At 71.6% G+C, this 24512-nt stretch carries 22 protein-coding genes and 2 pseudogenes; 17 read left to right on the top strand and 7 right to left on the bottom strand.

Annotated features, from left to right (window positions below; genetic code table 11):
• Positions 1-645 (bottom strand): annotated as a pseudogene (locus tag AC51EU_RS10180) (PucR family transcriptional regulator); the annotation flags it as partial.
• Positions 646-928: 283 nt separating this feature from the next.
• Between AC51EU_RS10180 and AC51EU_RS10185 the strand changes: the two are divergent.
• The 11 genes from AC51EU_RS10185 to cimA all read left to right on the top strand — a co-directional run bounded on the left by AC51EU_RS10185 (position 929) and on the right by cimA (position 14412).
• Positions 929-1855 (top strand): proline dehydrogenase family protein, encoded by a 927-nt coding sequence (locus tag AC51EU_RS10185; RefSeq protein WP_496266435.1) that lies wholly within the window; start codon positions 929-931, stop codon positions 1853-1855.
• Between the two features lie 144 nt (positions 1856-1999).
• Complete coding sequence (gene pruA / locus AC51EU_RS10190; RefSeq protein ID WP_496266436.1) at positions 2000-3631, top strand: L-glutamate gamma-semialdehyde dehydrogenase; 1632 nt, start codon at positions 2000-2002, stop codon at positions 3629-3631.
• A 293-nt stretch (positions 3632-3924) separates the two neighbouring features.
• Positions 3925-4059, top strand: a complete 135-nt coding sequence (locus AC51EU_RS10195) for a hypothetical protein (RefSeq protein ID WP_496266437.1) — start codon at positions 3925-3927, stop codon at positions 4057-4059.
• 130 nt (positions 4060-4189) lie between these two features.
• Positions 4190-5230 carry a 3-isopropylmalate dehydrogenase gene (locus tag AC51EU_RS10200; RefSeq protein ID WP_496266439.1) on the top strand — a complete coding sequence of 347 codons (1041 nt, stop codon included), beginning with the start codon at positions 4190-4192 and terminating at the stop codon, positions 5228-5230.
• Between the two features lie 318 nt (positions 5231-5548).
• Complete coding sequence (locus AC51EU_RS10205; RefSeq protein ID WP_496266440.1) at positions 5549-6637, top strand: branched-chain amino acid aminotransferase; 1089 nt, start codon at positions 5549-5551, stop codon at positions 6635-6637.
• Between the two features lie 191 nt (positions 6638-6828).
• Positions 6829-7533: an urease subunit gamma gene (ureA, locus tag AC51EU_RS10210; RefSeq protein WP_496266441.1), complete on the top strand. Its 705-nt coding sequence runs from the start codon at positions 6829-6831 to the stop codon at positions 7531-7533.
• Complete coding sequence (locus AC51EU_RS10215) at positions 7530-9221, top strand: urease subunit alpha (RefSeq protein ID WP_496266442.1); 1692 nt, start codon at positions 7530-7532, stop codon at positions 9219-9221. Before ureA ends, AC51EU_RS10215 begins: the two co-directional genes overlap by 4 nt.
• Positions 9222-9406: 185 nt before the next feature.
• A complete protein-coding gene (locus AC51EU_RS10220) occupies positions 9407-10444 on the top strand; it encodes an agmatine deiminase family protein (protein ID WP_496266443.1) in 1038 nt (345 codons plus the stop codon).
• 22 nt (positions 10445-10466) lie between these two features.
• The gene (locus AC51EU_RS10225) at positions 10467-11081 is read left to right on the top strand and encodes a TetR family transcriptional regulator C-terminal domain-containing protein (protein WP_496266444.1); all 615 of its coding nucleotides are present in this window, start codon (positions 10467-10469) and stop codon (positions 11079-11081) included.
• Between the two features lie 80 nt (positions 11082-11161).
• Positions 11162-12490 carry an MFS transporter gene (locus AC51EU_RS10230; RefSeq protein WP_496266445.1) on the top strand — a complete coding sequence of 443 codons (1329 nt, stop codon included), beginning with the start codon at positions 11162-11164 and terminating at the stop codon, positions 12488-12490.
• A gap of 281 nt (positions 12491-12771) precedes the next feature.
• Positions 12772-14412, top strand: a complete 1641-nt coding sequence (cimA, locus tag AC51EU_RS10235; RefSeq protein ID WP_496266446.1) for a citramalate synthase — start codon at positions 12772-12774, stop codon at positions 14410-14412.
• Between the two features lie 77 nt (positions 14413-14489).
• On the opposite strand, the gene AC51EU_RS10240 is transcribed toward cimA, so the two are convergent.
• The gene (locus AC51EU_RS10240; protein WP_496266447.1) at positions 14490-15107 is read right to left on the bottom strand and encodes a YceI family protein; all 618 of its coding nucleotides are present in this window, start codon (positions 15105-15107) and stop codon (positions 14490-14492) included.
• A 198-nt stretch (positions 15108-15305) separates the two neighbouring features.
• Here AC51EU_RS10240 and AC51EU_RS10245 point away from each other — a divergent pair, with 198 nt between their 5' ends.
• From AC51EU_RS10245 to AC51EU_RS10255, 3 genes are all read left to right on the top strand, one after another.
• Entirely contained in the window at positions 15306-17681 is a 2376-nt protein-coding gene (locus tag AC51EU_RS10245; RefSeq protein ID WP_496266449.1) for a polysaccharide lyase 8 family protein, read from the top strand.
• Between the two features lie 210 nt (positions 17682-17891).
• Positions 17892-19475: an acyl-CoA carboxylase subunit beta gene (locus AC51EU_RS10250; protein ID WP_496266450.1), complete on the top strand. Its 1584-nt coding sequence runs from the start codon at positions 17892-17894 to the stop codon at positions 19473-19475.
• 56 nt (positions 19476-19531) lie between these two features.
• Positions 19532-19741: an acyl-CoA carboxylase epsilon subunit gene (locus AC51EU_RS10255; protein WP_496266451.1), complete on the top strand. Its 210-nt coding sequence runs from the start codon at positions 19532-19534 to the stop codon at positions 19739-19741.
• A gap of 83 nt (positions 19742-19824) precedes the next feature.
• Here the strand turns inward: AC51EU_RS10255 and tgmC are convergent, their stop codons facing one another.
• The 4 genes from tgmC to AC51EU_RS10275 all read right to left on the bottom strand — a co-directional run bounded on the left by tgmC (position 19825) and on the right by AC51EU_RS10275 (position 22848).
• Positions 19825-20994 carry an ATP-grasp peptide maturase system methyltransferase gene (tgmC, locus tag AC51EU_RS10260; RefSeq protein WP_496266452.1) on the bottom strand — a complete coding sequence of 390 codons (1170 nt, stop codon included), beginning with the start codon at positions 20992-20994 and terminating at the stop codon, positions 19825-19827.
• On the bottom strand, positions 20991-21956 hold the full coding sequence (gene tgmB, locus AC51EU_RS10265; protein WP_496266453.1) for an ATP-grasp ribosomal peptide maturase: 966 nt from the start codon (positions 21954-21956) through the stop codon (positions 20991-20993). The genes tgmC and tgmB overlap by 4 nt, the downstream gene beginning before the upstream one ends.
• A complete protein-coding gene (gene tgmA, locus AC51EU_RS10270; RefSeq protein ID WP_496266458.1) occupies positions 21956-22201 on the bottom strand; it encodes a putative ATP-grasp-modified RiPP in 246 nt (81 codons plus the stop codon). Before tgmA ends, tgmB begins: the two co-directional genes overlap by 1 nt.
• 311 nt (positions 22202-22512) lie before the next feature.
• Positions 22513-22848: a hypothetical protein gene (locus AC51EU_RS10275; RefSeq protein ID WP_496266454.1), complete on the bottom strand. Its 336-nt coding sequence runs from the start codon at positions 22846-22848 to the stop codon at positions 22513-22515.
• Positions 22849-23012: 164 nt separating this feature from the next.
• Here AC51EU_RS10275 and AC51EU_RS10280 point away from each other — a divergent pair, with 164 nt between their 5' ends.
• From AC51EU_RS10280 to AC51EU_RS10290, 3 genes are read left to right on the top strand one after another with little or no spacing between them, the layout of a single operon-like run.
• Positions 23013-23867: a helix-turn-helix domain-containing protein gene (locus AC51EU_RS10280; RefSeq protein ID WP_496266455.1), complete on the top strand. Its 855-nt coding sequence runs from the start codon at positions 23013-23015 to the stop codon at positions 23865-23867.
• 10 nt (positions 23868-23877) lie between these two features.
• Complete coding sequence (locus tag AC51EU_RS10285) at positions 23878-24078, top strand: DUF397 domain-containing protein (protein ID WP_496266456.1); 201 nt, start codon at positions 23878-23880, stop codon at positions 24076-24078.
• Positions 24079-24089: 11 nt separating this feature from the next.
• Entirely contained in the window at positions 24090-24290 is a 201-nt protein-coding gene (locus AC51EU_RS10290) for a DUF397 domain-containing protein (protein ID WP_496266457.1), read from the top strand.
• 68 nt (positions 24291-24358) lie between these two features.
• On the opposite strand, the pseudogene AC51EU_RS10295 reads toward AC51EU_RS10290, so the two are convergent.
• A pseudogene (locus AC51EU_RS10295) lies at positions 24359-24512 on the bottom strand (ATP-binding protein); the annotation flags it as partial.

Consider the following 24512-nt stretch of genomic DNA (forward strand, 5'->3'; position numbering starts at 1 on the left):
CAGGCCGGGAAGGCTGGGCGGGGGCGCCGCCTCGGTGTCGGTGGTGTCCCAGGGGACCACCGCGACCAGGGTGAGCGGTGTGCCCAGGGTGAAGCGGAGGGTGTCCCGCAGGGCGTCGCGGAGCGCTGCGGTCGCGGCCGGACGGGCCGCGGGCCTCGACAGCAGCACGTCCCGCAGCAGCTCGCCCAGCTCGGCGCCGGCGCGCGCCTCGTCCGCGAGCAGCGCGCCGATGCGGGCGGCGGTCTCCATGGCCTGCGTGATCCGGGGGTCGGCGGGGGCGGCGGAGCCCCCCAGCTCCAGGTCGGTCAGATGGCCGTCGTCCAGCAGCCAGACATAGCCGTGGACGATGCCGCGGTGCCGTACGGGCAGGCAGATCCGGCCCTTGAACACGCCGGCCGCGGGGTCCGGGGGGATGCGCAGGGGGGTGCGCGCCCGGGCGATGCCGAACGCCTCGAACCAGGCCCGTACCGCGGCCGACGAGCGGCGCTGGAGGATCGAGCGGGTCCGTACCGGGTCCATGACCTCGTCGTCCTCGCCCTCGTGCGCGCCGAACGCGATCAGCCCGAAGTCGCGGTCCTCCAAGGTCGCGGGGGCCCCCAGGGCCGCCGAGATCTCGTCCACGAGCTGCTGGTAGTCGCCCCGCATCGGCCGGTCGGCTCCTCTCGTCATGTACTGCCGTCCCGGGCCGTACTTCCTCACCAATGGCACCAGTGGCACCGGCAGCACCGAAGGCTCCGGAGGGCTGCCGTGGTATCGCCTCCTCACCCCATTCTCATACATCTGTCTGAGATCCCGGCCACGAAGGCGTGACAGCTGTCGATGGCTGAAAGATGACGGGATCCTTAAGTTTCAGGTGGCTCAACTTGCCGTCGCGCCGCCCGACCGGCGCCCGCCCGGCATTTGTCATCCTGAATCGTGGAGGTGCCCCATGCTGGGTCCCGTGCTCCTCGCCGCCGCGCGCAGCGACAGCATCCGCCGCGTCGTCGCGGCCGCTCCGGTCACCCGTCCGGTCGTCGACCGGTTCGTCGCCGGAGAACGACTGGATCAGTCGATGACGACCGTCCGCGCGCTGGCCGCCCGGGGCATGGAGGTCACCCTCGACTTCCTCGGCGAGGACATCACCGACCCGGCGGAGGCCCTGCGCAACCGCGACGCCTACCTCCGGCTGACCGAGGCGCTCGCCCCCCTCGGCCTCGGCCCCCGCGCCGAGATGTCCGTCAAGCTCTCCGCCTTCGGCCAGGCCCTGTCCGGCGGCCACGAACTGGCGCTCAAGAACGTCACCCCGGTGGTCGAGGCCGCCGCCGAGGCCGGCACGACGGTCACCCTCGACATGGAGGACCACACCACCGTCGACTCGACCCTGGCCATCCTCGCCGAGCTGCGCGCGCGCTTCCCCGGCACCGGCGCGGTGCTCCAGTCCTACCTCTTCCGCACCGAGGACGACTGCCGCGCGCTGGCCGGCGAGGGCTCCCGGGTGCGCCTGGTCAAGGGCGCCTACAAGGAGCCCGCGACCGTCGCCTTCCAGGACAAGCGGGAGGTCGACAAGGCGTACGTCCGCTGCCTGAAGATCCTCATGGCGGGCCAGGGCTACCCCATGATCGGTTCGCACGACCCGCGGATGGTCGCCATCGCCCAGGAGCTGGCCCACCGCAACGGCCGCAAGCCCGCCGACTTCGAGTTCCAGATGCTCTACGGCATCCGCCAGGCCGAGCAGGAGCGGCTGGTCGCCGAGGGGCACCGGATGCGCGTCTACGTCCCGTACGGCACGGACTGGTACGGATACTTCATGCGGCGGCTCGCCGAGCGCCCCGCGAACCTCACGTTCTTCCTCCGCTCGCTGGCGACCCGCGGCTGATCCGCCCGGATGTGCGAGTCTGGGGCCGGGGGCCCGGGGGAAGCGTCCCCCGGGAGACCACGGCCCCGCCCGCACGCCACCGCGACCGGCGAACCGACCACCCTCACGTCCCCGCACACCCCCATCGAAGGAGACACGGCCACCATGGACGCTGTGACCCACGTCCCCGCCCCGTACAACGAGCCGGTGCACGGCTACGCCCCCGGCTCGCCCGAGCGCGCCCGGCTGGAGGCCAAGCTCAAGGAGCTGGCCGGCAACCCGCTCGAACTGCCCATGACGATCAACGGCGTCAAGCGGATGGGGGGCGGCGAGCGCTTCGACGTCGTACAGCCGCACAACCACAAGGCCGTGCTCGGCACGTACGCCAACGCCACCCGCCAGGACGCCCAGGACGCGATCGACGCGGCCCTCGCCGCCGCCCCGGCCTGGCGCGCCATGTCCTTCGACGACCGCGCCGCGATCCTGCTGAAGGCCGCCGACCTGCTCTCCGGCCCCTGGCGCGAGACCATCGCCGCCTCGACGATGCTCGGCCAGTCCAAGACCGCCCAGCAGGCCGAGATCGACGCGCCCTGCGAGCTCGTCGACTTCTGGCGCTTCAACGTGCACTTCGCGCGGGAGCTGCTCCAGGAGCAGCCGCTGGTGCAGCCCAACGGTGTCTGGAACCGCCTGGACCACCGCCCGCTGGAGGGCTTCGTCTACGCGATCACGCCCTTCAACTTCACCGCCATCGCCGGCAACCTGCCGACCGCCCCGGCCCTGATGGGCAACGTGGTCGTGTGGAAGCCGTCGCCGACCCAGACGCACTCCGCCGTGCTGCTGATGCAGCTGCTGGAGGAGGCGGGTCTGCCCAAGGGCGTCATCAACCTCGTCACCGGTGACGGCAAGGAGGTCTCCGAGGTCGCCCTGCCGCACCCGGAGCTGGCCGGCGTCCACTTCACCGGCTCCACCGCGACCTTCCAGTACCTGTGGAAGGCCATCGGCGAGAACATCGCGGGCTACCGTTCCTACCCGCGCCTGGTCGGCGAGACCGGCGGCAAGGACTTCATCGTCGCCCACCCCAGCGCCGACCCCGCGATCCTCAAGACCGCCATCACCCGCGGTGCCTTCGAGTACCAGGGCCAGAAGTGCTCCGCCGCCTCGCGCGCCTACATCGCGCGCTCCCTGTGGGAGGGCGGCCTCAAGGACGACCTGGTCGCCGAGGTCGAGGGCCTGACCATGGGTGACGTCACCGACCTGTCGAACTTCATGGGCGCCGTCATCGACGACCGCTCGTTCGCCAAGAACAAGGCGGCGATCGACCGTGCCGCGGCCGACCCGACCTGTGAGATCGTCGCCGGCGGCAGCTACGACGACTCGGTGGGCTACTTCGTCCGCCCGACCGTCATCGTCTGCACCGACCCGGAGAACGAGGTCTTCAAGACCGAGTACTTCGGTCCGGTCATCGCCGTCCACGTCTACGAGGACGACGCCTTCGACGCGATGCTGGAGCAGATGGAGTCGGCCTCGGCGTACGCGTTGACCGGCGCCGTCCTCGCCCAGGACCGCGAGGTGCTGGCGGCCGCCTCCGACAAGCTGCGCTTCGCGGCCGGCAACTTCTACCTCAACGACCGGCCCACCGGCTCGATCGTCGGCCAGCAGCCGTTCGGCGGCGGCCGCGCCTCGGGCACCAACGACAAGGCCGGCTCCAAGTTCAACCTGCTGCGCTGGATGTCGCCGCGCGCCATCAAGGAGACGATGGTCGCCCCGACCGACTACCGCTACCCGCACATGGGCTGACGCGGCACCGCACCCGGCGACCGCCCCCTGCCGCCACGGCAGGGGGCGGTCGTGTGCGTACGGACGCGTGGCGTTCGTCTCAGATAGTAGGAAGGCCAAGTAATTGTGCAGACATCACGGCTCCGCTGTCCTAGCGTTGTAGGAAGCCGAACGTCCCGCTCCATCGAGCGACGGCGGATGCGGCCCGGCGCGTGAGCGCAGGTGACCCCTGCCGCGCCGCGGCTCCCGCCCCTTAGGCCGATCCCGTACCGACGTGCCCCCCTGTCCCGGGGCTCTCGCATTGGAGACGCATCATGGCCGTGACCGCCGCTGTCCGCAGGACCCGTCACTCCGCCCGTTCCGCCAACGAGGCCGACCGCAAGAACGCCGCCGCCGCGCTCCAGCGGGCCCTGGACCGCCGGGACAACGGCGGCGCCACCGGCCACTGACCGACCGGGGCGTGCCGGCGCGGGCCGGCGGGGCGCGGTACGCGGGGTGAACGGTGCCCGACCGGCACCCCGTGTGTCCGCATGGCGGACGCGACGTGTCAATGAATGGGACGGAGAGTAGGGTCGCGTCATGTCTCGCAGCATTCGCCTCGCAGTGATCCCCGGTGACGGCATCGGCCCGGAGGTCGTGGCCCAGGGCCTCAAGGTCCTCACCGCCGCCCTCCCGCAGGACACCGAGCTGGTGACCAAGGAGTACGACCTCGGCGCCAGGCGCTGGCACGCGACCGGCGACACCCTGCCGGACGAGGACCTGGCATCGCTCAAGGAGCACGACGCGATCCTCCTCGGCGCCATCGGTGACCCGTCCGTCCCCTCCGGTGTCCTGGAGCGCGGACTGCTGCTCAAGCTCCGCTTCGCCTTCGACCACTACGTCAACCTGCGTCCGTCGAAGCTCTTCCCGAACACCGCCACCCCGCTCGCCGGCCGACCCGCCATCGACTTCGTCGTCGTCCGAGAGGGCACCGAGGGCCCCTACACCGGCAACGGCGGCAGCCTGCGCACCGGCACCCCCGCCGAGGTCGCCACCGAGGTCAGCGTGAACACCGCCTACGGTGTCGAGCGCGTGGTCCGGGACGCGTACGAGCGGGCCAACGCGCGTCCGCGCAAGAAGCTGACGCTGGTCCACAAGAACAACGTCCTGGTCCACGCCGGGCACCTGTGGAAGAACGTCTTCGACCGGGTCGGCCGGGAGTACCCCGAGGTCACCACCGACTATCTGCACGTCGACGCCGCGACGATCTTCTTCGTCACCCAGCCCGAGCGGTTCGACGTCATCGTCACCGACAACCTCTTCGGCGACATCCTCACCGACCTCGCCGCTGCCGTCACCGGCGGCATCGGCCTGGCCGCCTCGGGCAACATCAACCCGGACGGCACCTTCCCGTCGATGTTCGAGCCGGTGCACGGCTCCGCCCCGGACATCGCGGGCACCGGCAAGGCCGACCCGACCGCCACGGTCCTCTCGGTCGCGCTGCTCCTGCGCCACCTCGGCCTGGAGAAGGAGGCCGTCCGGATCGAGGAGGCCGTCGCGGCCGACCTGGAGTCCCGGGACGGCACCGCCCGCACCACGGACGAGATCGGCGACGCGCTCGCCGCGCGCGTAGCGGGCTGACGCCCGCGCCGCACCACTCCCTCCCGGCGCCGGGTCCCTTCCAGGGCCCGGCGCCGCCCCTTTTCCCCGCGACCGCCGTCCATGAATCCGTGGCCGACGCAACATTCCGTCGGCGGAGAACCACGAGCGATAATCGGACGTGAGCCGCCGCCCACCAGAAACCACGAAAATCCGGACGATACCGGACGTATCAGGGTGTATGGCGTGCGCGGTCGCACCATCACGGTGCCGCACCTCCGGGGGCCTCCCCGGACCCCTGGCCGCAGGGCCGGGCCGGTGACCCGCGGCACCGTAGGACGCAGTGAAGGACACGCATTCATGACGACGCCCACGATCGAACTCAAGCCTTCCGCGCACCCGCTGTCCGACGCCGAGCGCGAGCGCATCCTCGCCTCCCCGGGCTTCGGCCGGCACTTCACCGACCACATGGTGACGATCAAGTGGACGGAGGGCCGCGGCTGGCACGACGGGCAGCTCGTGCCGTACGGGCCGCTCTCGCTCGACCCGGCGAACATGACCCTGCACTACGCCCAGACGATCTTCGAGGGGCTGAAGGCGTACCGCCAGCCCGACGGCTCCGTCGCCACCTTCCGCCCGGACGCCAACGCCCGCCGCTTCCAGGCGTCCGCCCGCCGCCTGGGCATGCCCGAACTGCCCGTCGAGACCTTCGTCGACGCCTGCGACGCCCTCGTCCGCCAGGACAAGGCATGGGTGCCCGCCAGCGGCGAGGAGTCCCTCTACCTGCGGCCCTTCATGTTCGCCAGCGAGGTGGGCCTCGGCGTCCGCCCGGCGAACGAATACCTCTTCGTCGTCATCGCCTCGCCGGCCGGCGCCTACTTCCCCGGCGGCGTGAAGCCGGTCTCGGTGTGGCTCTCGGAGGAGTACGTCCGCGCCACCCCCGGCGGCACCGGCGCCGCCAAGACCGGCGGCAACTACGCCGCCTCCCTCGTCGCCCAGGCGCAGGCCGCCGAGAAGGGCTGCGACCAGGTGGTCTGGCTGGACGCCATCGAGCGCCGCTGGGTCGAGGAGATGGGCGGGATGAACCTGTACTTCGTGTACGGCAACCGCATCGTCACCCCCGAGCTGACCGGCTCCCTGCTGCCCGGCATCACCCGCGACTCGCTGCTGACCATCGCCGCCGACCTGGGCCACGAGGTCGCCGAGGGCCGGATCTCCGTCGAGGACTGGAAGGCGGACGCCGCGAGCGGCGAGCTGACCGAGGTGTTCGCCTGCGGCACCGCCGCGGTCATCACCCCCGTCGGCCAGGTGAAGTCGGCCCGCGGTGACTGGAAGGTCGCCGACGGCGCGCCCGGCGAGGTCACGATGCGGCTGCGCAAGGCGCTGCTGGACATCCAGACCGGCGCCGCCGCCGACACCCACGACTGGATGCACCCGCTGGGGGAGTAGGGCCCGGAGCGCTCCACGAGCCGCCCGCCGCGTTCCCGGAACGCGGCGGGCGGCTTCTTCATGCGCGCCACCGTCTTTGAACAGTGGTCAATGAGCCATGTGCTTTACGTCCCATTAGCGCCCAAGCCCCTTACTCGTCGGCCTCCACGCGTTTTAGAGTGACGCTCTAAAACGTGCTGGAGGTGTGACGGATGCGGTTGACCCCGACGGAGCGTGACCGGCTGCTGCTGTTCGGCGCCGCCGAACTGGCCCGGGCGCGCCGTGCCCGCGGACGGCGGCTGAACGTGCCCGAGGCGACCGCGCTGATCGCGGACACCGTCTGCGAGGCGGCCCGCGACGGCGCCCGCCTCGCCGAGGCCGTCGAGGCGGGACGCGCGGTGCTCGGTCCCGACGACGTCCTGCCGGGCGTGGCCGCCATCGTCACCGAGGTACAGGTCGAGGCCGTCTTCGACGACGGCACCCGGCTCGCCGTGGTCACCGACCCGATACGCGCCGCCGCACCGACCTCGGACGGCCCCGCCCCGTACCCGCCCGGCGCGGTCCTCCCCGGCCCCGCCGCACCCGCGCCCGAGCCCGTCCTCCGGCTGTCCGTCCGCAACACCGCGACCGTGCCGGTCAGCGTCACCTCGCACTTCCACTTCTTCGAGGCCAACCCCCGGCTGTCCTTCGACCGGGCCGCCGCGTACGGGATGCGGCTGTGCGTACCGGCCGGCGCGTCCGCCCGGTTCGGGCCCGGGGAGACGGCGGAGGTCGGACTGGTGCCGATCGGCGGCGACCGGATCGCGATCGGCTTCGCCGGACTGGTCGACGGCCCCCTGGACGCGCCGGGGGCCAAGGAGGAGGCGCTGCGGCGGGCCGCCGCCTGCGGCTACCTGGGAACGGAGGAGACGGCGTGAGCGGCATCGACCCCCACGAGTACGCGGCGGTGCACGGCCCCCGGGCCGGCGACCGGGTCGTCCTGGGCGACACGGGCCTCGTCGTCCGCGTCGAGGCCGACTCCCAGCGGCCCGGCGACGAGTTCCTCGCCGGCTTCGGCAAGACGGCCCGCGACGGGATGCACCTCAAGGCCGCCACGGTCCGCGACACCTGCGACATCGTGATCAGCAACGTCCTGGTCGTCGACGCCGTCCAGGGCATCCGCAAGACGTCGATCGGCATCCGCGAGGGCCGCATCCACGCGATCGGCCGGGCCGGCAACCCCGACACCCTCGACGGCGTGGACGTCGTCGTCGGCACCGGTACGACCATCGTCCCCGGTGAGGGGCTGATCGCCACCGCGGGTGCCGTCGACACCCATGTCCATCTGCTCTCGCCCCGCATCATGGAAGCCTCACTGGCTTCCGGCGTCACCACGATCATCGGCCAGGAGTTCGGACCGGTGTGGGGCGTCGGCGTCAACTCCCCCTGGGCGCTGGGTCACACCTTCGGCGCCTTCGACGCCTGGCCCGTCAACATCGGCTTCCTCGGCCGCGGTTCGTCCTCCGGCGAGGGCCCGCTCGTGGAGGCGCTCGCCGAGGGCGGCGCCTGCGGCTTCAAGGTGCACGAGGACATGGGGGCCCACACCCGCGCCCTGGACACCGCGCTGCGCGTCGCCGAGGAGCACGACGTCCAGGTCGCCCTGCACAGCGACGGACTGAACGAGTGCCTGTCGGTGGAGGACACCCTCGCGGTGCTGGAGGGCCGCACCATCCACGCCTTCCACATCGAGGGCTGCGGCGGCGGCCATGTCCCCAACGTCCTGAGGATGGCGGGCGTCCCGAACGTCATCGGGTCCTCCACCAACCCCACCCTCCCCTTCGGCCGGGACGCGGTCGCCGAGCACTACGGCATGATCGTCTCCGTCCACGACCTCAAGACCGATCTGCCGGGCGACGCCGCCATGGCCCGCGACCGCATCCGGGCCGGCACCATGGGCGCCGAGGACGTGCTGCACGATCTCGGCGCGATCGGCATCACCTCCTCCGACGCGCAGGGCATGGGCCGCGCCGGCGAGACCGTGCGGCGCACCTTCGCGATGGCCGGGAAGATGAAGGCCGAGCTGGGCCCCCTGGAGGGCGACGGCCCGCACGACGACAACGCGCGGGTGCTGCGCTACATGGCCAAGCTCACCCTCAACCCCGCCATCGCCCACGGCCTCGCGCACGAGATCGGCTCCATCGAGGCCGGCAAGATGGCGGACATCGTGCTGTGGTCACCGCGGTACTTCGGCGCCAAGCCGCAGCTCGTCCTGAAGTCCGGCTTCCCCGCGTACGGCGTCACCGGCGACCCCAACGCGGCCACCGACACCTGCGAACCCCTCGTCCTGGGCCCGCAGTTCGGGGCGTACGGCGCGACCCCGGCCGAGATCTCCGTGGCCTTCGTCTCCCGCGCCGCCGCCGAGGCGGGCGGCGACGGCCTGCCCACCAGGCGCCGCAGGGTCGCGGTGCGCGGCACCCGCGGCATCGGCCCCGCCGACCTCGTCCGCAACACCCGCACCGGCGAGGTGCGGGTGGACGCGCGCAGCGGACTGGTCACCCTCGACGGCACGCCCGTGCGCTCCGACCCGGCCGAGTCCGTCTCCCTGTCGCGGCTGTACTTCCTGTGACGGCGGGGGAGCCCGCCTCCCCGCCGCTCAGGGCGGCCCCCACCGGGCCGTACCGGCGTGACACCGCCGCGGCGGGGCGTCCCTTGCCCCGCGGCGGTGTCACACCACGGGCGCCGGCGCCCGGTGCGCCTCCGGGCGCCGGCCCCACCCCTCCCGCCACCGACCCGCACCCCGTGAGGACCCGCATGAACACCCCCGCCGCCGACGGTTTCCGCATGCCGCCCGAGTGGGCCCCGCACACGCGCACCTGGATGGCCTGGCCCGGCGCCAACCCCACGTTCGGCGAGGAGGGCGGCGAGACGCTGGCCAGGGCGCGGCACGCCTGGGCGGCCGTCGCCCGCGCGGTCCGCCGCTTCGAGCCGGTCACCGTCGTCACCCGTCCGGGTGCGGCGCCCGGCGCCCGCGCCCTGCTCGGCCCGGACATCGACCTTGTCGAGCGGCCGCTGGACGACGCCTGGATGCGCGACATCGGCCCCACCTTCCTCACCGGCAACGGCCGGCTCGCCGCCGCCGACTGGGTGTTCAACGGCTGGGGCGCCCAGGACTGGGCCCGCTGGGACCACGACGCCGCCGTCGGCCGCGATGTCGCCGAGCGGGCCGGCGCCCGCGTCTACCGCTCCTCGCTGGTCAACGAGGGCGGCGGCATCCATGTCGACGGCGAGGGCACCGTCCTGCTCACCGAGACCGTGCAGTTCGACCCGGGCCGCAACCCCGGCCGCACCGCCGAGCAGGTCGAGGCCGAGATCCACGCCCACCTGGGCACCACCAAGGCGATCTGGCTGCCGCGCGGACTGACCGCCGACTACGGGGAGTTCGGCACCCGCGGCCATGTCGACATCGTCGCCGCCTTCGCCCGCCCCGGCGTCGTCCTCGTCCACAGCCAGCCGGACCCCGCCCACCCCGACCACGAGGTCTGCGCCGAGATCGCCGCACTGCTGCGCGCCGCCACCGACGCCCGCGGCCGCCGGCTGGAGGTCGTGGAGGTCCCCGCCCCCACCGTCACCGAGGCCGACGGCGCACCGGTCGACCACTCGTACATCAACCACTACCTCTGCAACGACGGCGTCGTGCTGTGCGCCTTCGGCGACCCGCGCGACGAGGAGGCCGCCGCGCTGTTCCGCCGTCTCTTCCCCGGTCGCACGGTCACCCTGGTCGACGCCCGTACGATCTTCGCGGCGGGTGGCGGCATCCACTGCATCACCCAGCAGCAACCGCAGGTCTGACCCCAGCACCCCGGAGGTACCCGTGCCCCCATCCGCGTCCCGACCGCGGCGGCGGCTCAGCCGGCCGCGCGAGCAGGTCCTCGCCGCCGCCATGACCACCATCGCGGACCGGGGACTGGACGGGCTGACGATGGCGGGCCTGGGCCGCGAGGTCGGGATGAGCAGCGGCCACATCCTGTACTACTTCGGTACCAAGGACGAGCTGCTGCTCCAGACCCTGAGCTGGAGCGAGGAGCAGCTCGGCGCCGAGCGCCGGGCCGCCCTCGCCCGCCGCGTCCCGGTCCGCGAGCGGCTGGACGCGCTGATCGACCTCTACCTCCCCGACGGGCCCGGCGATCCCCGCTGGACGCTGTGGCTGGAGGTGTGGAACCGCTCCCGGAGCGCGGGGGAGGAGGCACGCGAGCGCCAGCTCGACCTGGAACTCGCCTGGCACCGCGATCTCGTCGCGCTCCTCGTCGAGGGCGTCTCGCACGGCGCGTTCCGCCCCGTGGACGCCGAACGTCTCGCCACCCGCCTGCGCGCCCTCCTCGACGGCTTCGCCACCCATCTCGTCGTCGGCCTGCCGGGCGTCGACCGCGACGGGGTCCGCGACCACGTACGGGAGTTCGCCGAGGAGGCCCTGGCTCCCCCGGCGTGACCGCAAGGCACACAAGTACGCGTGATCGTTGTGTGCGCGCCCCTTGCCGACCGGGCCCGCCTCGGCGACCGTGATCGTCCATGGGACGAGAGCAGTGGAAGAAGATCTGGGTCGGTTCGGCCGGGAACATGGTCGAGTGGTTCGACTGGTTCGTGTACGCCAGCTTCGCGGTGTACTTCGCGGACGCGTTCTTCCCCAAGGGGAACGACACCGCCAACCTCATGAACACCATGGGCATCTTCGCCGTGGGTTTCTTCCTGCGCCCGGTCGGCGGCTGGCTGCTCGGCCGCGTCGGTGACCGCCGGGGCCGCAAGGCCGCGCTCACCCTGACCGTCACCCTGATGTCCGCCTCCGCGGTCCTGATCGCCGTCGCCCCCACCTACGCGGTGGCCGGATACGGCGGGGTGGCGGTACTGCTCGTCGCCCGGATGCTCCAGGGCCTGTCGGTCGGCGGCGAGTACGCGGCCAGCGCCACCTACCTCACCGAGGCGTCCTCCGCCGACCGCCGCGGCTTCGCCTCCAGCTTCCAGTACGTGTCGATGACCGCCGGCCAGCTCCTCGGCCTCGGCCTCCTGATCCTCCTCCAGCGCACCCTGTCCGACCAGGCACTGCATCACTGGGCCTGGCGCATCCCGTTCGTGATCGGCGCGCTGGGCGCCGCCGTCGTCTTCTACCTGCGCCGCACCATGCTGGAGACCGAGGTCTACGCCGCCGACGACGACGCCCGCAGCGACCCCGACCGCGGCACCCTCAAGGCGCTGATGGCGCACAAGCGCGAGGCGTTCCTCGTCATCGCCCTGACCATGGGCGGCACCGTCGCGTACTACACGTACACCACCTATCTGACGAAGTACCTCTCGAACAGCGCCGGCCTGCCGAAGTCCACCGCCTCGCTGGTCAGCTTCTGCGCCCTGTTCGTCTTCATGTGCCTCCAGCCGCTGGCCGGCCTGCTCTCGGACCGGATCGGGCGCCGCCCGCTGCTGATCGCCTTCGCGGTCGGCTCGACGCTGCTGACCGTGCCGATCATGACCCTGCTGCGGCACGCCGGCAGCTTCTGGCCCGCGCTCGGCCTCTCGCTGCTCGCCCTGGTCGTCGTCACCGGCTACACCTCGATCAACGCCTGCGTGAAGGCCGAACTCTTCCCGACCGGCGTCCGCGCCCTCGGCGTCGCCCTCCCGTACGCCATCGCCAACGCCCTCTTCGGCGGCACCGCCGAGTACGTCGCGCTGTGGTTCAAGAACGCCGGGATCGAGTCCGGCTTCCCCTGGTACGTCTCCGGCTGCGCGGCCGTCTCCCTGGTCGTCTACCTGACGATGCGCGAGACCCGCAGCATCGACCTGCACCGGGTCGGCAAGGGCGGCAAGGACGGCAAGGACACGGAAGCGGGCGGGCGCGTGCTCGCATCCTGAGACGCGGGGGCACCGGGGGCGGTGCTGTGCCAGACTGCCCCCGTGCTCTCGTTCGCCATGATTATTGGCAGCAGGCGCGCCGGTCCGCAGTGACCGCCCGTACGAACCCGTACGGCGCGGCCACCGTCGTCCCAGACCCGCGCGCAGACCTCTCGCACCCGCGAGAGGTTTTTTCGTTTCCGGAACCCACCCGGCACCGGGAACGGAGTGCGAGGGACCATGGAGGGACGGTGGAACCGGTTATTCCGGTAGACCGAGATCCCGACAGGAGCCACACCAGCATGACGGACGCCCCCGCCCCCACCTCGCCCTCCGACCGCCCGTCCGACGACTTCCACGTGTTCGACACCACGCTGCGCGACGGCGCCCAGCGTGAGGGCATCAACCTGACCGTCGCCGACAAGCTGACCCTCGCCCGTCACCTCGACGACTACGGCGTCGGCTTCATCGAGGGCGGCTGGCCGGGTGCCAACCCCCGGGACACCGAGTTCTTCCGGCGGGCCCGCGCCGAGATCGACTTCCGGCACGCGCAGCTGGTCGCCTTCGGCGCCACCCGCAAGGCCGGGGTCCGGGTCGAGGACGACCCGCAGGTCGCCGCGCTGCTGGAGTCCGGGGCCCCGGTCATCACCCTCGTCGCCAAGTCGCACGTGAGGCACGTGGAACTGGCGCTGCGCACCACGCCCGAGGAGAACCTCGCGATGGTCCGGGACACCGTCGCGTACCTCCGCGCCCAGGGCCGGCGGGTCTTCCTCGACTGCGAGCACTTCTTCGACGGCTACGCCCTCGACGCCGGCTACGCCACCGCGGTGGTGAGCACCGCGCACGAGGCGGGCGCCGATGTGGTGGTGCTCTGCGACACCAACGGCGGCATGCTGCCCGCGCGGATCACGGACGTCGTCCGCACCGTCCTCGCCGACACCGGCGCCCGGCTGGGCATCCACGCCCAGGACGACACCGGCTGCGCCGTCGCCAACACCCTGGCCGCGGTCGACGCGGGCGCCACCCACGTCCAGTGCACCGCCAACGGCTACGGCGAACGCGTCGGCAACGCCAACCTCTTCCCCGTCGTCGCCGCCCTGGAGCTGAAGTACGGCCGCACGGTCCTGCCCGCGGGCCGGCTCGCGGAGACCACCCGGATCTCGCACGCCATCGCCGAGGTCGTCAACCTCACGCCCTCCACCCACCAGCCCTACGTCGGAGTCTCGGCCTTCGCCCACAAGGCCGGGCTGCACGCCTCCGCCATCAAGGTCGACCCGGACCTCTACCAGCACATCGACCCGGCGCTGGTCGGCAACACCATGCGGATGCTGGTATCCGACATGGCCGGCCGCGCCTCGATCGAGCTGAAGGGCAAGGAACTCGGCATCGACCTGAGCGGCGACCGCGACCTGGTCGGCCGGGTCGTCGCCCGCGTCAAGGAACGCGAACTGGCGGGCTACACCTACGAGGCCGCCGACGCCTCCTTCGAACTGCTGCTGCGCGACGAGCTCCAGCGCGGCGGGCCGCAGGGGCGCGCCCCGCGGTTCTTCCGGGTGGAGTCCTGGCGGGCGATCGTCGAGGACCGCCCCGACGGCACCCACGCCAACGAGGCGACCGTGAAGATCTGGGCCAAGGGCGAGCGGATCGTGGCCACCGGCGAGGGCAACGGCCCGGTCAACGCCCTGGACCGCGCCCTGCGCGTCGGCCTGGAGCGGATCTACCCCCAGCTCGCGCGGATCGAGCTGGTCGACTACAAGGTCCGCATCCTGGAGGGCAGCCAGGGCACCGGCTCCACCACCCGCGTCCTGGTCTCCACCACCGACGGCCACGGTGAGTGGTCCACGGTCGGCGTCGCCGACAACGTCATCGCCGCCTCCTGGCAGGCCCTCGACGACGCCTACGCGTACGGGCTGCTGCGGGCCGGGGTGGAACCGGCGGAGTAGCCGTACACGGGCCGCGGCCCCGCGCCAGGGCCCCCGGGGGACGGGGCCGGCGCGGGGCCGCGGGGTGTGCGGGCGGGTCAGGCGGCCTTGACGGCGGAGATGTCGAAGACCAGCTTGACCTTGTCGCTGACCATGACACCGCCGGCCTCCAGGGCCGCGTTCCAGGTCAGGCCCCAGTCGGAGCGCAGGATCTCGGCGCTGCCCTCGAAACCGACCCGCTCGGCGCCGTAGACGTCGGTGGCCGCGCCCTGGAACTCCAGGTCGACGGAGAGGGGGCGGGTGACGTCCTTGATGGTCAGGTCGCCGGTGACGCGGAAGGTGTCGGCGCCCACCTGCTCGACGGCGGTGGAGCGGAAGGTCATCAGGGGGAACTTCTCCGCGTCGAAGAAGTCGCCGCCGCGCAGGTGCGCGTCACGGTCGGCGATGCCGGTGTCGACGCTGGCGATGGTGACGTCGATCGAGGCCGTGGAGCGGGCCGGGTCGCTGCCGTCCAGGTGCAGGGAGCCCTCGTGCTGTCCGAAGGCGCCGCGGACGTTGGTGACCATGGCGTGGCGGACGGTGAAGCCGATGCTGCTGTGGGCCGGGTCGATGGTGTAGTCGCCGGTCAGGGCGGCCAGCGCGGGGTCCGCCTGGGGGGCGGGGGCCACGGTCGTGGCGGCGGGGGCTGCGGTGCGCTTGCGGGTGAACAGAGCCATGGCTCCTCCTCGAAGACGGGACGGCGGGTGACCCGCCGAGGTGTTGTTTAACCTTCAACGAGATTCACCATAACGGCATCTGGTTCAACTTTCAACATGTTGTCCCGGGTGTGCCCTCACGCCGGTCATTGCCGCCCCCCGCCCCCGGTGCTACAGGAACCCCAGGGCCCCGCACCACCGCCACGGGGAGGACCGCACATGCCGCACTGGACCCGCCGCCGCTTCCTCGCCACGGCCACCGCCCTCACCGCGGCCGCCGCCGCACCCGCGAGTGCCGCCCACGACCCCTTCACCGCCCTCCTCCACCGCTGGACCGGCCTCCTCCTCGGCACCGGCCCCGCCCCCGCCCCCGAGCCGTACACCACCGCCCTGCGCGAGACCGGCACCCTCGCCGACACCTTCCGCCGGACCATGCGGCCCACCGCGCACTCCCTCTGGCCCGACCGCCCCCACGACCCGCCCACCGGCATCACCGCCGGCTACGAGCGGCTGTCCGTCATGGCCCAGGCGTACGCCCAACCCGGCACCGGCCGCACCGGAGACCCCCGCCTCGCCACCGCCGTCCTCACCGGCCTCGACCACCTCGACGCCACCGTCTACCACCCCGCCACCACCCCCTACGGCAACTGGTGGGAGTGGCGGATCGGCAGCCCCCGCGCCCTCCTGGACACCGCCGCCCTCCTCGACGCCCACGCCCCCGGCGGCCTCGGCGACGCACGGCGCGCCCGCTGCCTCGCCGCCGTCGCCCACTTCGTCCCCGACACCCTGCTCGGCCCCTACACCGGCGTCAGCACCGGCGCCAACCGCGTCGACCTGTGCCGCGTCACCGCCCTGCGCGGCGTCCTCGGCCGCGACCCCGCCACCATTGCCCTCGCCCGCGACGCGCTCTCCCCGGTCTTCCGCCACGTGACCGAGGGGGACGGGCTCTACGCCGACGGCTCGTTCGTCCAGCACACCTCCGTCCCGTACACCGGCACCTACGGCACCGTCCTCCTCGACGGCCTCGCCCGCCTCTTCTTCCTGCTCGCCGGCTCCCCGTGGGACGTCACCGACCCGGCCCGGCGGAACATCGCCGACAGCGTCGAGCACGCCTTCGCCCCGTTCGTCCACAACGGCCTGATGATGGACTGCGTCAACGGCCGCGCCATCAGCCGTGGCGACCTCCTCACCGACGAACGCCACCTCACCCGCAGCGACCACTTCCACGGCCACACCCTGATCGCCGCCGTCGCCCTGCTCGCCGAGAGCGAGGACCCGGCCACCCGCCGACGGCGGCACGCCCTGGTCAAGGGCTGGATCGTCCGCGACCGCACCCGGCCCGTCCTCACCGACCGCCAGTACACCGCCGCCGACCTCGCCCGCCTCCACGCCATCGCGGAGAGTGACGTCCCCGCCGCACCCGAGCCCGTCGGCCACCGCCTCTTCCCCGCCATGGACCGCGCCGTGCACCGCCGCCCCGGCTGGACCGCCGCCCTCTCCATGGCCTCCGACCGCATCGCCCACTACGAGAACGGCAACGGCGAGAACCCGCGCGGCTGGCACACCGGCGCCGGAATGCTCTCCTGGTGGGGCGACGGCCCGGCCGACGACCAGTACACGGACGCCTACTGGCCCACCGTCGACCCCTACCGGCTGCCCGGCACCACCGTCTCCACCCGGCGCCTCGCCGACAACGAGGGCGGCGGCTGGGGAGCGCCGCGACCGGACGCCCGCTGGGTCGGCGGCACCACCGACGGCACCTACGCCGCCGTCGGCCAGGACCTGCGGGGCCTCGCCTCCACCCTCACCGCCCGGAAGTCCTGGTTCTTCCTCGACGACGGCGTCCTCTGCCTCGGCGCGGCGATCACCTCCCGCGACGGCGTCCCCGCCGAGACCGTCGTCGACAACCGCGCGCTGGGCGCGGACGGCGACGCGCCCCTCCTCGTCGACGGCGTCCCCCGCGCCACGACCCCCGGCCGCACCCACGTCCTCCCGCACGCCCGCTGGGCCCACCTCGCCGGCCACGGCGGCTACGTCTTCCCCGGCGGCACCCGGCTGCACGCCCTGCGCGAGGACCGCACCGGCTCCTGGCACGACATCAACACCGGCTCCTCGCCCCGGCCCCTCACCCGCCGCTACCTGACGCTCCGGCAGGACCACGGCACCGACCCCACCGGCGCCCGCTACACCTATCTCCTGCTGCCCGGCGCCACCGCGCGTGCCACCGCCGCCCGCGCCGCGGACCCCCGGCTCACCGTCCTCGCCCACACCGGCACCCGCCAGGGCGTCGCCGTCCCCGCCCTCGGCCTGACCGCCGTCAACTTCTGGCGCGCCGGACGTGCCGGACCCCTCGCCGCGGACGGCCCGGCCGGCGTCCTCGTACGCACCGACCCCCGCACCCGCACCGCCGTGCTGTGCGCCGCCGCTCCCGACCGCTCCGGGGAGCCGCTGGAGATCGTCTGGTACCACCCGGTGCGTGCCGTCCTCGACCGTGACCCGGCCGTCGAGGTGCGGGCCGCGGGCCGCGCCCTGCGGCTGCGGATCACCCCGGGCACCGCCTGCGCCACCTTCACCTGTACCGTCGCCCTGCCCTGAGCGCCCGCCGCGCGCCTCCCGTGGTTCATCTCACCGTCCGTCCGGGGTTTTGTCGGCCCCATACAGACGGAGTACAGCGTCACACCCGTTCGGCGGACGGTGCCCACCCTGCCTCCAGGACGCATCTGTACTGCTTGCCCACCAAATCGCGGCCGACGTTGTAAGAAATCGACATCGGCCCAGGAGGCGCCCTCCGCGTACCGTCGATGCATGACCACTGTCGAAGATGTGCCCGCCGGCGCCACCGACGCCCGCGGGCGCGTCGCCGAACTCCACGCCATCCGTGAGCAGGTTCGGCGAGGCCCCAGCGAGCGAGCGACCGAAGCCCAGCGTGCCAAGGGCAAGCTGACGGCCCGCGAGCGGATCGAGCTGCTGCTGGACGAGGGTTCCTTCAACGAGGTGGAGCCGCTGCGGCGGCACCGGGCGACGGGCTTCGGCCTGGAGGCCAAGAAGCCGTACACCGACGGTGTGATCACCGGCTGGGGCACGGTCCACGGCCGGACGGTGTTCGTCTACGCACACGACTTCCGGATCTTCGGCGGAGCGCTGGGCGAGGCCCACGCCACCAAGATCCACAAGATCATGGACATGGCCATCCAGGCCGGCGCCCCCCTGGTGTCGCTGAACGACGGCGCCGGCGCCCGTATCCAGGAGGGCGTCTCGGCGCTGGCCGGCTACGGCGGCATCTTCCAGCGCAACACCAAGGCGAGCGGTGTCATCCCGCAGATCTCGGTCATGCTCGGCCCCTGCGCCGGCGGCGCGGCGTACTCGCCCGCGCTGACCGACTTCGTGTTCATGGTCCGCGACACCTCCCAGATGTTCATCACCGGCCCGGACGTGGTCCGCGCGGTCACCGGCGAGGAGATCACCCAGAACGGTCTGGGCGGCGCCGACGTCCACGCCGAGACCTCCGGTGTGTGCCACTTCGCCTACGACGACGAGACCACCTGCCTGGAGGAGGTCCGCTACCTCCTCTCCCTTCTCCCGGCCAACAACCGCGAGAACCCGCCGACCGTCGACTGCGAGGACCCGGCCGACCGCTCCGGCGACGTGCTGCTCGACCTCGTCCCGGCGGACGGCAACCGCCCCTACGACATGCGCAAGGTCATCGAGGAGATCGTCGACGACGGCGAGTTCCTGGAGATCCACGAGCGCTGGGCGACCAACATCATCGTGGCCCTGTCCCGCCTGGACGGGAAGGTCGTCGGCATCATCGCCAACCAGCCGCAGTCGCTGGCCGGCGTCCTGGACATCGAGGCGTCCGAGAAGGCCGCCCGCTTCGTCCAGATGTGTGATGCGTTCAACATCCCGATCATCACCCTGCTGGACGTCCCCGGCTTCCTGCCCGGCGTTGACCAGGAGCACGGCGGCATCATCCGCCACGGCGCCAAGCTGCTCTACGCGTACTGCAACGCCACCGTCCCGCGCATCTCCATCGTGCTGCGCAAGGCGTACGGCGGCGCCTACATCGTCATGGACTCCCAGTCCATCGGCGCGGACCTCACCTACGCCTGGCCCACCAACGAGATCGCCGTCATGGGCGCCGAGGGCGCGGCCAACGTCATCTTCCGCCGGCAGATCGCCGAGGCCGAGGACCCCGACGCCATGCGCACCCGCATGGTCAAGGAGTACAAGTCCGAGCTGATGCACCCGTACTACGCGGCCGAGCGCGGCCTCGTCGACGACGTCATCGACCCCGCCGACACCCGCCACACCCTCGTCCGCGCCCTGGACATGCTGCGCACCAAGCACGCGGACCTGCCGGCCCGTAAGCACGGCAACCCGCCCCAGTAGCCCCGCGCGGCACCACCGACCCGGCACTGCCACCGCGACGACGGAGACGAACGACCGTGAACCCTGCCGACACTCTCAGGACCCACCCCATCCGCGTGGAGAAGGGCCAGGCCAGCGAGGAGGAACTCGCCGCGCTGACCGCCGTCCTCCTGGCCCGCGCCGCCCACCGCCCGGCCACCCCGGCCCGCCCCCGCACCACGGCCCCCCGCTGGCGCCGCCTGGAGCGCGTCCGCGGCTTCCAGGCCGCCACCAGCTGGCAGCGCTGAACGACGACTGAGGCCCTGGTCCCCTGCGGGGGGACCAGGGCCTTCGGCGTACGCGGGGGCAGCCGGTCGGGTCCGGCACTCGCTCAGGCGAGGCGGTGCTGCCACCGCAGTGCCGGGTGGCCCTCGATCCAGTACGTGTGGGCCCTGTTCGTGATGTGGAGTCGTACGGCGGTGATGCCGGGGCTTCCCGCGTCCTGCCACGCGGTGAGTGCCCGCTCGATGTCGTCCCACAGCGCCACGGGGCCGCCCTGGCGCACGCTCCAGCCGTCGCCGTGAGCGGTGAAGGCGGCGAAGGACTCGCGCTCCGGGTCGAAGAGGTACAGAAGCCGGGCGCCTTCGGACGTAGCGGCGCGGACGAACTGCGCGCCGGGCGCCGCGAGCTGGGCGAGGAAGGCGGGCATCCACTCCTCCAGCACGACGGGCGGCACCTTCGCCGCCCGCTCGCTGTCGGCGTAGGCCGTACGGGCCGACAGGTCGCCGGACACGGGGAGCGCGGCCTGGGATCGTGCCTGCATGAAGGAGGAGCGGCCGATGATCCGCCCCTCGGCGGTGCCGTCCGCGCCGACGGTGACCTTCGCCAGGCCCGTGCCGTAGTGCCAGGAGCCGCCGACGGTGGCCAGGATGATGCCGCCCGGCTTGGTCTGCCTGATCCAGGTGTGGGGGATACGGCGGACAGCACAGGTTGCGATCACGCGGTCGTACGGGGCGCGGCGGGGGTGGCCAAGGAGCCCGTCCCCGGTCACGGTCCACGTCTCGAACCCGGCCGCTTCCAACGCGGCGTCCGCGCGGGCCGACACCTCGGGGTCCACCTCGATCGTGGTCACGTTGTCCTCACCGAGCCGATGGCACATCAGGGCCGACGAGTAGCCGGTGCCCGTGCCGATCTCCAGCACGTGGTGCCCGTCCGCCACCTCCAGACTCTCGATCATGCCCACCACGGTGACCGGGGTGGTGGATGACGAGGTGGGGGAGCCTGTGACGAGACCGCTGGCCTGGTCGGCGGTGCGGCGTCCGTCGAGCTGAGTGGTCAGGGACCGGTCGCTGTATGCGATCTTTGCCCACTCGGCCGGGTCGGTCCCGGCTGCGGTGACCGGCCGCCACCGGCCGCCGTCCTCGGGCAGGAACACTCCCGGGTTCAGGAACAGCTCGCGCGGTACGGCCTCCACCGCTGCCCGCCACTGGGGAGTGGTGAGGACACCGGCTTTCTCCAGCCGATCGGCGAGGGCGCGGCGCTCCGGCGCGGTACCGGTCATGGGGTCTCTCCTCGTGTCAGCAGGTCAGCGAATGCGGCGGACATCTCAAGCCCGGTCCTCTCTTCCAGCCATCCCCACTGGCCGTTCGGATTCAGCTCCAGCCACCAGTAGTCACCAGCCCTGTCCATGGCCAGGTCAAAGCTCCCGGACACCAGCCCGAAGTGGTCAAGGTAAGCAAGAAGGGCCGTGTCCAAGTGGTCGGGCAGATCCACCACGGCGTATGAGTGGGCGGAGTAGTCCTTACGCCAGTCCAGCAAGCCGGAGTCAATGCGTACGGCGAACACTTGCCGGCCGACCACCAGCACTCGCAGGTCGGCGATCTTGTCCACGCGGGACTGGAACAGGTGGGGCGCCACGCGCACACTGTCGTCAACTTCGTCGGACGTGACCGGATCGGTCCATCCGGTGACCGGGACTCCCTCTCGGTCATATGGGGTCCACCGCAGTGTCTTGTAGATCACCTGTCTGTGGGAGGTAATGAACTCCCGTGCCTCATCAGGGTCGTTGGTCACGAGGGTTGGCGGCACGGTGAGACCGAGCCTCTGCGCGAAAGCGAGCTGAGACGGCTTGTAGTCGGCGGCAGCGTTGCGGAGCGGGTGGTTGACCCATAGTGGACCGTCGAGGGCGTAGAGGGTACCTCCGAGCCCGTAGCGGACCTGCGCCGCAGCGAATCGCGCATCGTCATCGTCCAGGTGCTGGAAGGTGGGCCAGAAGGGGCGGCGCCAGTACACCGCCCGTAACTGAGCCAGGTCGGTGGTTCTCGACGGGGTACGGACCTGCCCGGCCACAGGGGCCGGGCAGGTACCGAACCGAGCCGAGACCGTCAGGTCCACGCCGATGTCAGCGGGGTTGAACCTGACCACCGGCACATTCCGCCGGTTGAGCTGGGTGATCACCATGTCGGCGGTGATGTCGTCCGCCTCCGTGGCCACCAGGACCGGCCTCTCCTCGGTCGCGAGCATCAGTCCTGCTGGCTGTCCTGGTCGTGTCCCTGATCGGGCGCCGAGTCGGAATTCGTGGTCGTGTGGGTCTCGGTGCCGGAGCTGGTGCCGTGCTTGCCCATCTCGACCACCTGGCCGGCACTGTCGCGGAACACGCCGAGTTGCGTGACGGGATCGATGGTGACGGTGGTGTGCGGGCGGCGGACGGAGGTCGGATACGGCGCGAGCCGTCCGACGCCCCACGGGCGGGCGGTGGTGGACTGCATAGCGGAGGTGGTCACGAGAGCTCCTCAGAGTGTCTTTCGAGTGGACTGAGTGAGTGGTGCGGTCGGGGCGGGCGGCCTCCCTATCTCTCGTCGGCCCCGGTCCGGTTGGCTCGGGGTGCCCGTCCGCCGATACGGAGCGGGCAGCCGCCATCGTTTGGGTGCCAGCCCTGAGGGGTTTCTAGCACTCGGGGAAATCCCTACCGATGGCGGAAGCGCGTTGTCCGGTCACCTTGCACACCCGACCGCTGCCAACGGGGCTCGTGCGGGAAAGCCCCCGCGCCCTCCGGGTATGCCGGTGCCGTCACCTGCTCTCAGGCGGACAGCTTCCCCGAGCCCGGCCAGATGAGCCACGCCTGGGTACCCTCCGCCAGCCCGAACCAGCGCACCGCGCTCTCCGGCGAATTGAGGTGGAGATGCGCCTGGTCCCCGGTACTGATCACCTGCGCCCGCCCGTCCTCGTACGCCAGCCCCCAGGCGGCGATGCACCCGTCCACCTCCCCGTCCCCGACGGGGTACTGCTGAGCGACGGCGAACAGTCGGGGTGCCAACTCGTTGGCCATCTCGGAGAGTTCGGGGTGGAGGGTGCCGGTGGGGTGTGGGGGGTTGGTGTGGTCGGGGGTGTTGGCCTGTGGCGATACGGTGTGCATGGATTCCTCCGGATAGGGGTTGGGAGCCCTGATGGAGAGTGGCCTTGCCCACAAGGTAGCGCGTCCACTGGAGTGCACTCCATCGTTCTGAAGGAATGAACTCCAATGCCCCTCGTGTGGGGGACGCTGCTCCACGAGACACCGGAGAGCAGAGGTGAGATCCCATGGCACCGAACAACGTTCCGCCAACGGCCCGACAGCGTCGGCTCGGTCGCGAGCTGCGCAGGCTGCGCGAGCAGACAGATATGACGGCCACGGAGGCGGGTGCCTTTCTTGGCGCCTCGCAGGGGCGTATGAGCAACATCGAGACCGGACGTTATGCCGTCAGCGCCGACCGAGTCCGCGCGCTCGCGCACCACTACCGCTGTACGGACCAGGAACTGATCGATGCCCTCGCCGGGATGACCGGAGGCAGGACGCGCGGGTGGTGGGAGGAGTATCGCGAGATCCTTCCGCATCAGCTGCTGGATATCGCCGAACTCGAATACCACACGACCAGGTTCCGCATCGCCGCGAACCTCTATGTCCCTGGGCTCCTGCAGACCGCGGAATACGCGCGTGCCGTCTTCGCCGCATACGTGCCCCACTTTCCGCCGCACGAGGTAGAGCACCGAGTCTCACATCGCATCAAGCGGCAGGCAGTTCTCCATGGAGAGAAGCCGGCGCCCATCACGGCAATCCTCCACGAGGCTGCGTTGCGCATGGAGATCGGTGGCCCGGTCGTCATGCGCAAGCAGCTTGAGTACCTACTGGACATGAGCGAACGTGAAGACGTTACCCTCCTGCTCACCCCGTTCGGTTCGGGTGCCCTACCGAACTCCGGGCAGCCCTTTGACTACCTCGAAGGAGCTGTGTCGCAACTGGATACAGTGCTGCTCGATACCGATCACGGCTCTGAGATTGTTGACGCGGAAGCCAAGTTGGCTACCTATCGCATCATCTTGGAGCACATGGAAGCCAGGGCTCTTGGGCCGGAAGCGTCTCGTCGCTCGATCCGTCGTATTGCGCAGGAACTCTGAAAGAAGGCATATGACTACGTACAACTGGCAGAAGTCGTCGTACAGCGCGCAGGGATCGAACTGCCTCCACGTCGCCGCCCCTGATGCCCGCACGATCAAGCTGTGCGAGAGCGATGACCCGGACATTGTCCTCACTACTTCCCCTGCCAACCTGAAGGCGTTCATCCTGGGGATTAAAGCGGGGGAGTTCGACCACTTCGTTGACGACTGAGGGGACGCGGCGTGGCTACGTACAACTGGCAGAAGTCTTCGTACAGCAATGAGGGCGCGCAGTGTATTCATGTCGCCGCCCCCGACCCCCACACCATCAAGCTGTGTGAGAGCGACGATCCCGAGGTCGTCCTCACCACCACCCCCGCCAACCTCAAGGCGTTCATCCTCGGCGTGAAGGCCGGCGAGTTCGACCACTTCGTGGACGGCTGAGGCAGCCGGCCCGAACGACGAAGGCCCCCGCACCTGGCAGGTGTGCGGGGGCCTTCCGGGTTCGGGGGTCAGCGGAGGCGGGCCATCAGGGCGTGCTCCACCAAGGTGATCAGCGCGCTCTTGGCCTCGCTGCGGTGGCGCGCGTCGGTGGTGATGATCGGTGCGTCCGGTCCGATCTGGAGTGCTTCGCGGACTTCGTCGGGGGTGTAGGGCTGGTGGCCG

Source organism: Candidatus Streptomyces philanthi (genome assembly GCF_059553635.1).

What these genes read in the sequence shown, in the direction of transcription:
- AC51EU_RS10185 (WP_496266435.1), top strand. Translation starts at nt 929, where the DNA reads ATGCTGGGTCCCGTGCTCCTCGCCGCCGCGCGCAGCGACAGCATCCGC.
- pruA (WP_496266436.1), top strand. Translation starts at nt 2,000, where the DNA reads ATGGACGCTGTGACCCACGTCCCCGCCCCGTACAACGAGCCGGTGCAC.
- AC51EU_RS10195 (WP_496266437.1), top strand. Translation starts at nt 3,925, where the DNA reads ATGGCCGTGACCGCCGCTGTCCGCAGGACCCGTCACTCCGCCCGTTCC.
- AC51EU_RS10200 (WP_496266439.1), top strand. Translation starts at nt 4,190, where the DNA reads ATGTCTCGCAGCATTCGCCTCGCAGTGATCCCCGGTGACGGCATCGGC.
- AC51EU_RS10205 (WP_496266440.1), top strand. Translation starts at nt 5,549, where the DNA reads ATGACGACGCCCACGATCGAACTCAAGCCTTCCGCGCACCCGCTGTCC.
- ureA (WP_496266441.1), top strand. Translation starts at nt 6,829, where the DNA reads ATGCGGTTGACCCCGACGGAGCGTGACCGGCTGCTGCTGTTCGGCGCC.
- AC51EU_RS10220 (WP_496266443.1), top strand. Translation starts at nt 9,407, where the DNA reads ATGAACACCCCCGCCGCCGACGGTTTCCGCATGCCGCCCGAGTGGGCC.
- AC51EU_RS10230 (WP_496266445.1), top strand. Translation starts at nt 11,162, where the DNA reads ATGGGACGAGAGCAGTGGAAGAAGATCTGGGTCGGTTCGGCCGGGAAC.
- cimA (WP_496266446.1), top strand. Translation starts at nt 12,772, where the DNA reads ATGACGGACGCCCCCGCCCCCACCTCGCCCTCCGACCGCCCGTCCGAC.
- AC51EU_RS10240 (WP_496266447.1), bottom strand. Translation starts at nt 15,107, where the DNA reads ATGGCTCTGTTCACCCGCAAGCGCACCGCAGCCCCCGCCGCCACGACC.
- AC51EU_RS10245 (WP_496266449.1), top strand. Translation starts at nt 15,306, where the DNA reads ATGCCGCACTGGACCCGCCGCCGCTTCCTCGCCACGGCCACCGCCCTC.
- AC51EU_RS10250 (WP_496266450.1), top strand. Translation starts at nt 17,892, where the DNA reads ATGACCACTGTCGAAGATGTGCCCGCCGGCGCCACCGACGCCCGCGGG.
- tgmC (WP_496266452.1), bottom strand. Translation starts at nt 20,994, where the DNA reads ATGACCGGTACCGCGCCGGAGCGCCGCGCCCTCGCCGATCGGCTGGAG.
- tgmB (WP_496266453.1), bottom strand. Translation starts at nt 21,956, where the DNA reads ATGCTCGCGACCGAGGAGAGGCCGGTCCTGGTGGCCACGGAGGCGGAC.
- tgmA (WP_496266458.1), bottom strand. Translation starts at nt 22,201, where the DNA reads ATGCAGTCCACCACCGCCCGCCCGTGGGGCGTCGGACGGCTCGCGCCG.
- AC51EU_RS10275 (WP_496266454.1), bottom strand. Translation starts at nt 22,848, where the DNA reads ATGCACACCGTATCGCCACAGGCCAACACCCCCGACCACACCAACCCC.
- AC51EU_RS10280 (WP_496266455.1), top strand. Translation starts at nt 23,013, where the DNA reads ATGGCACCGAACAACGTTCCGCCAACGGCCCGACAGCGTCGGCTCGGT.
- AC51EU_RS10285 (WP_496266456.1), top strand. Translation starts at nt 23,878, where the DNA reads ATGACTACGTACAACTGGCAGAAGTCGTCGTACAGCGCGCAGGGATCG.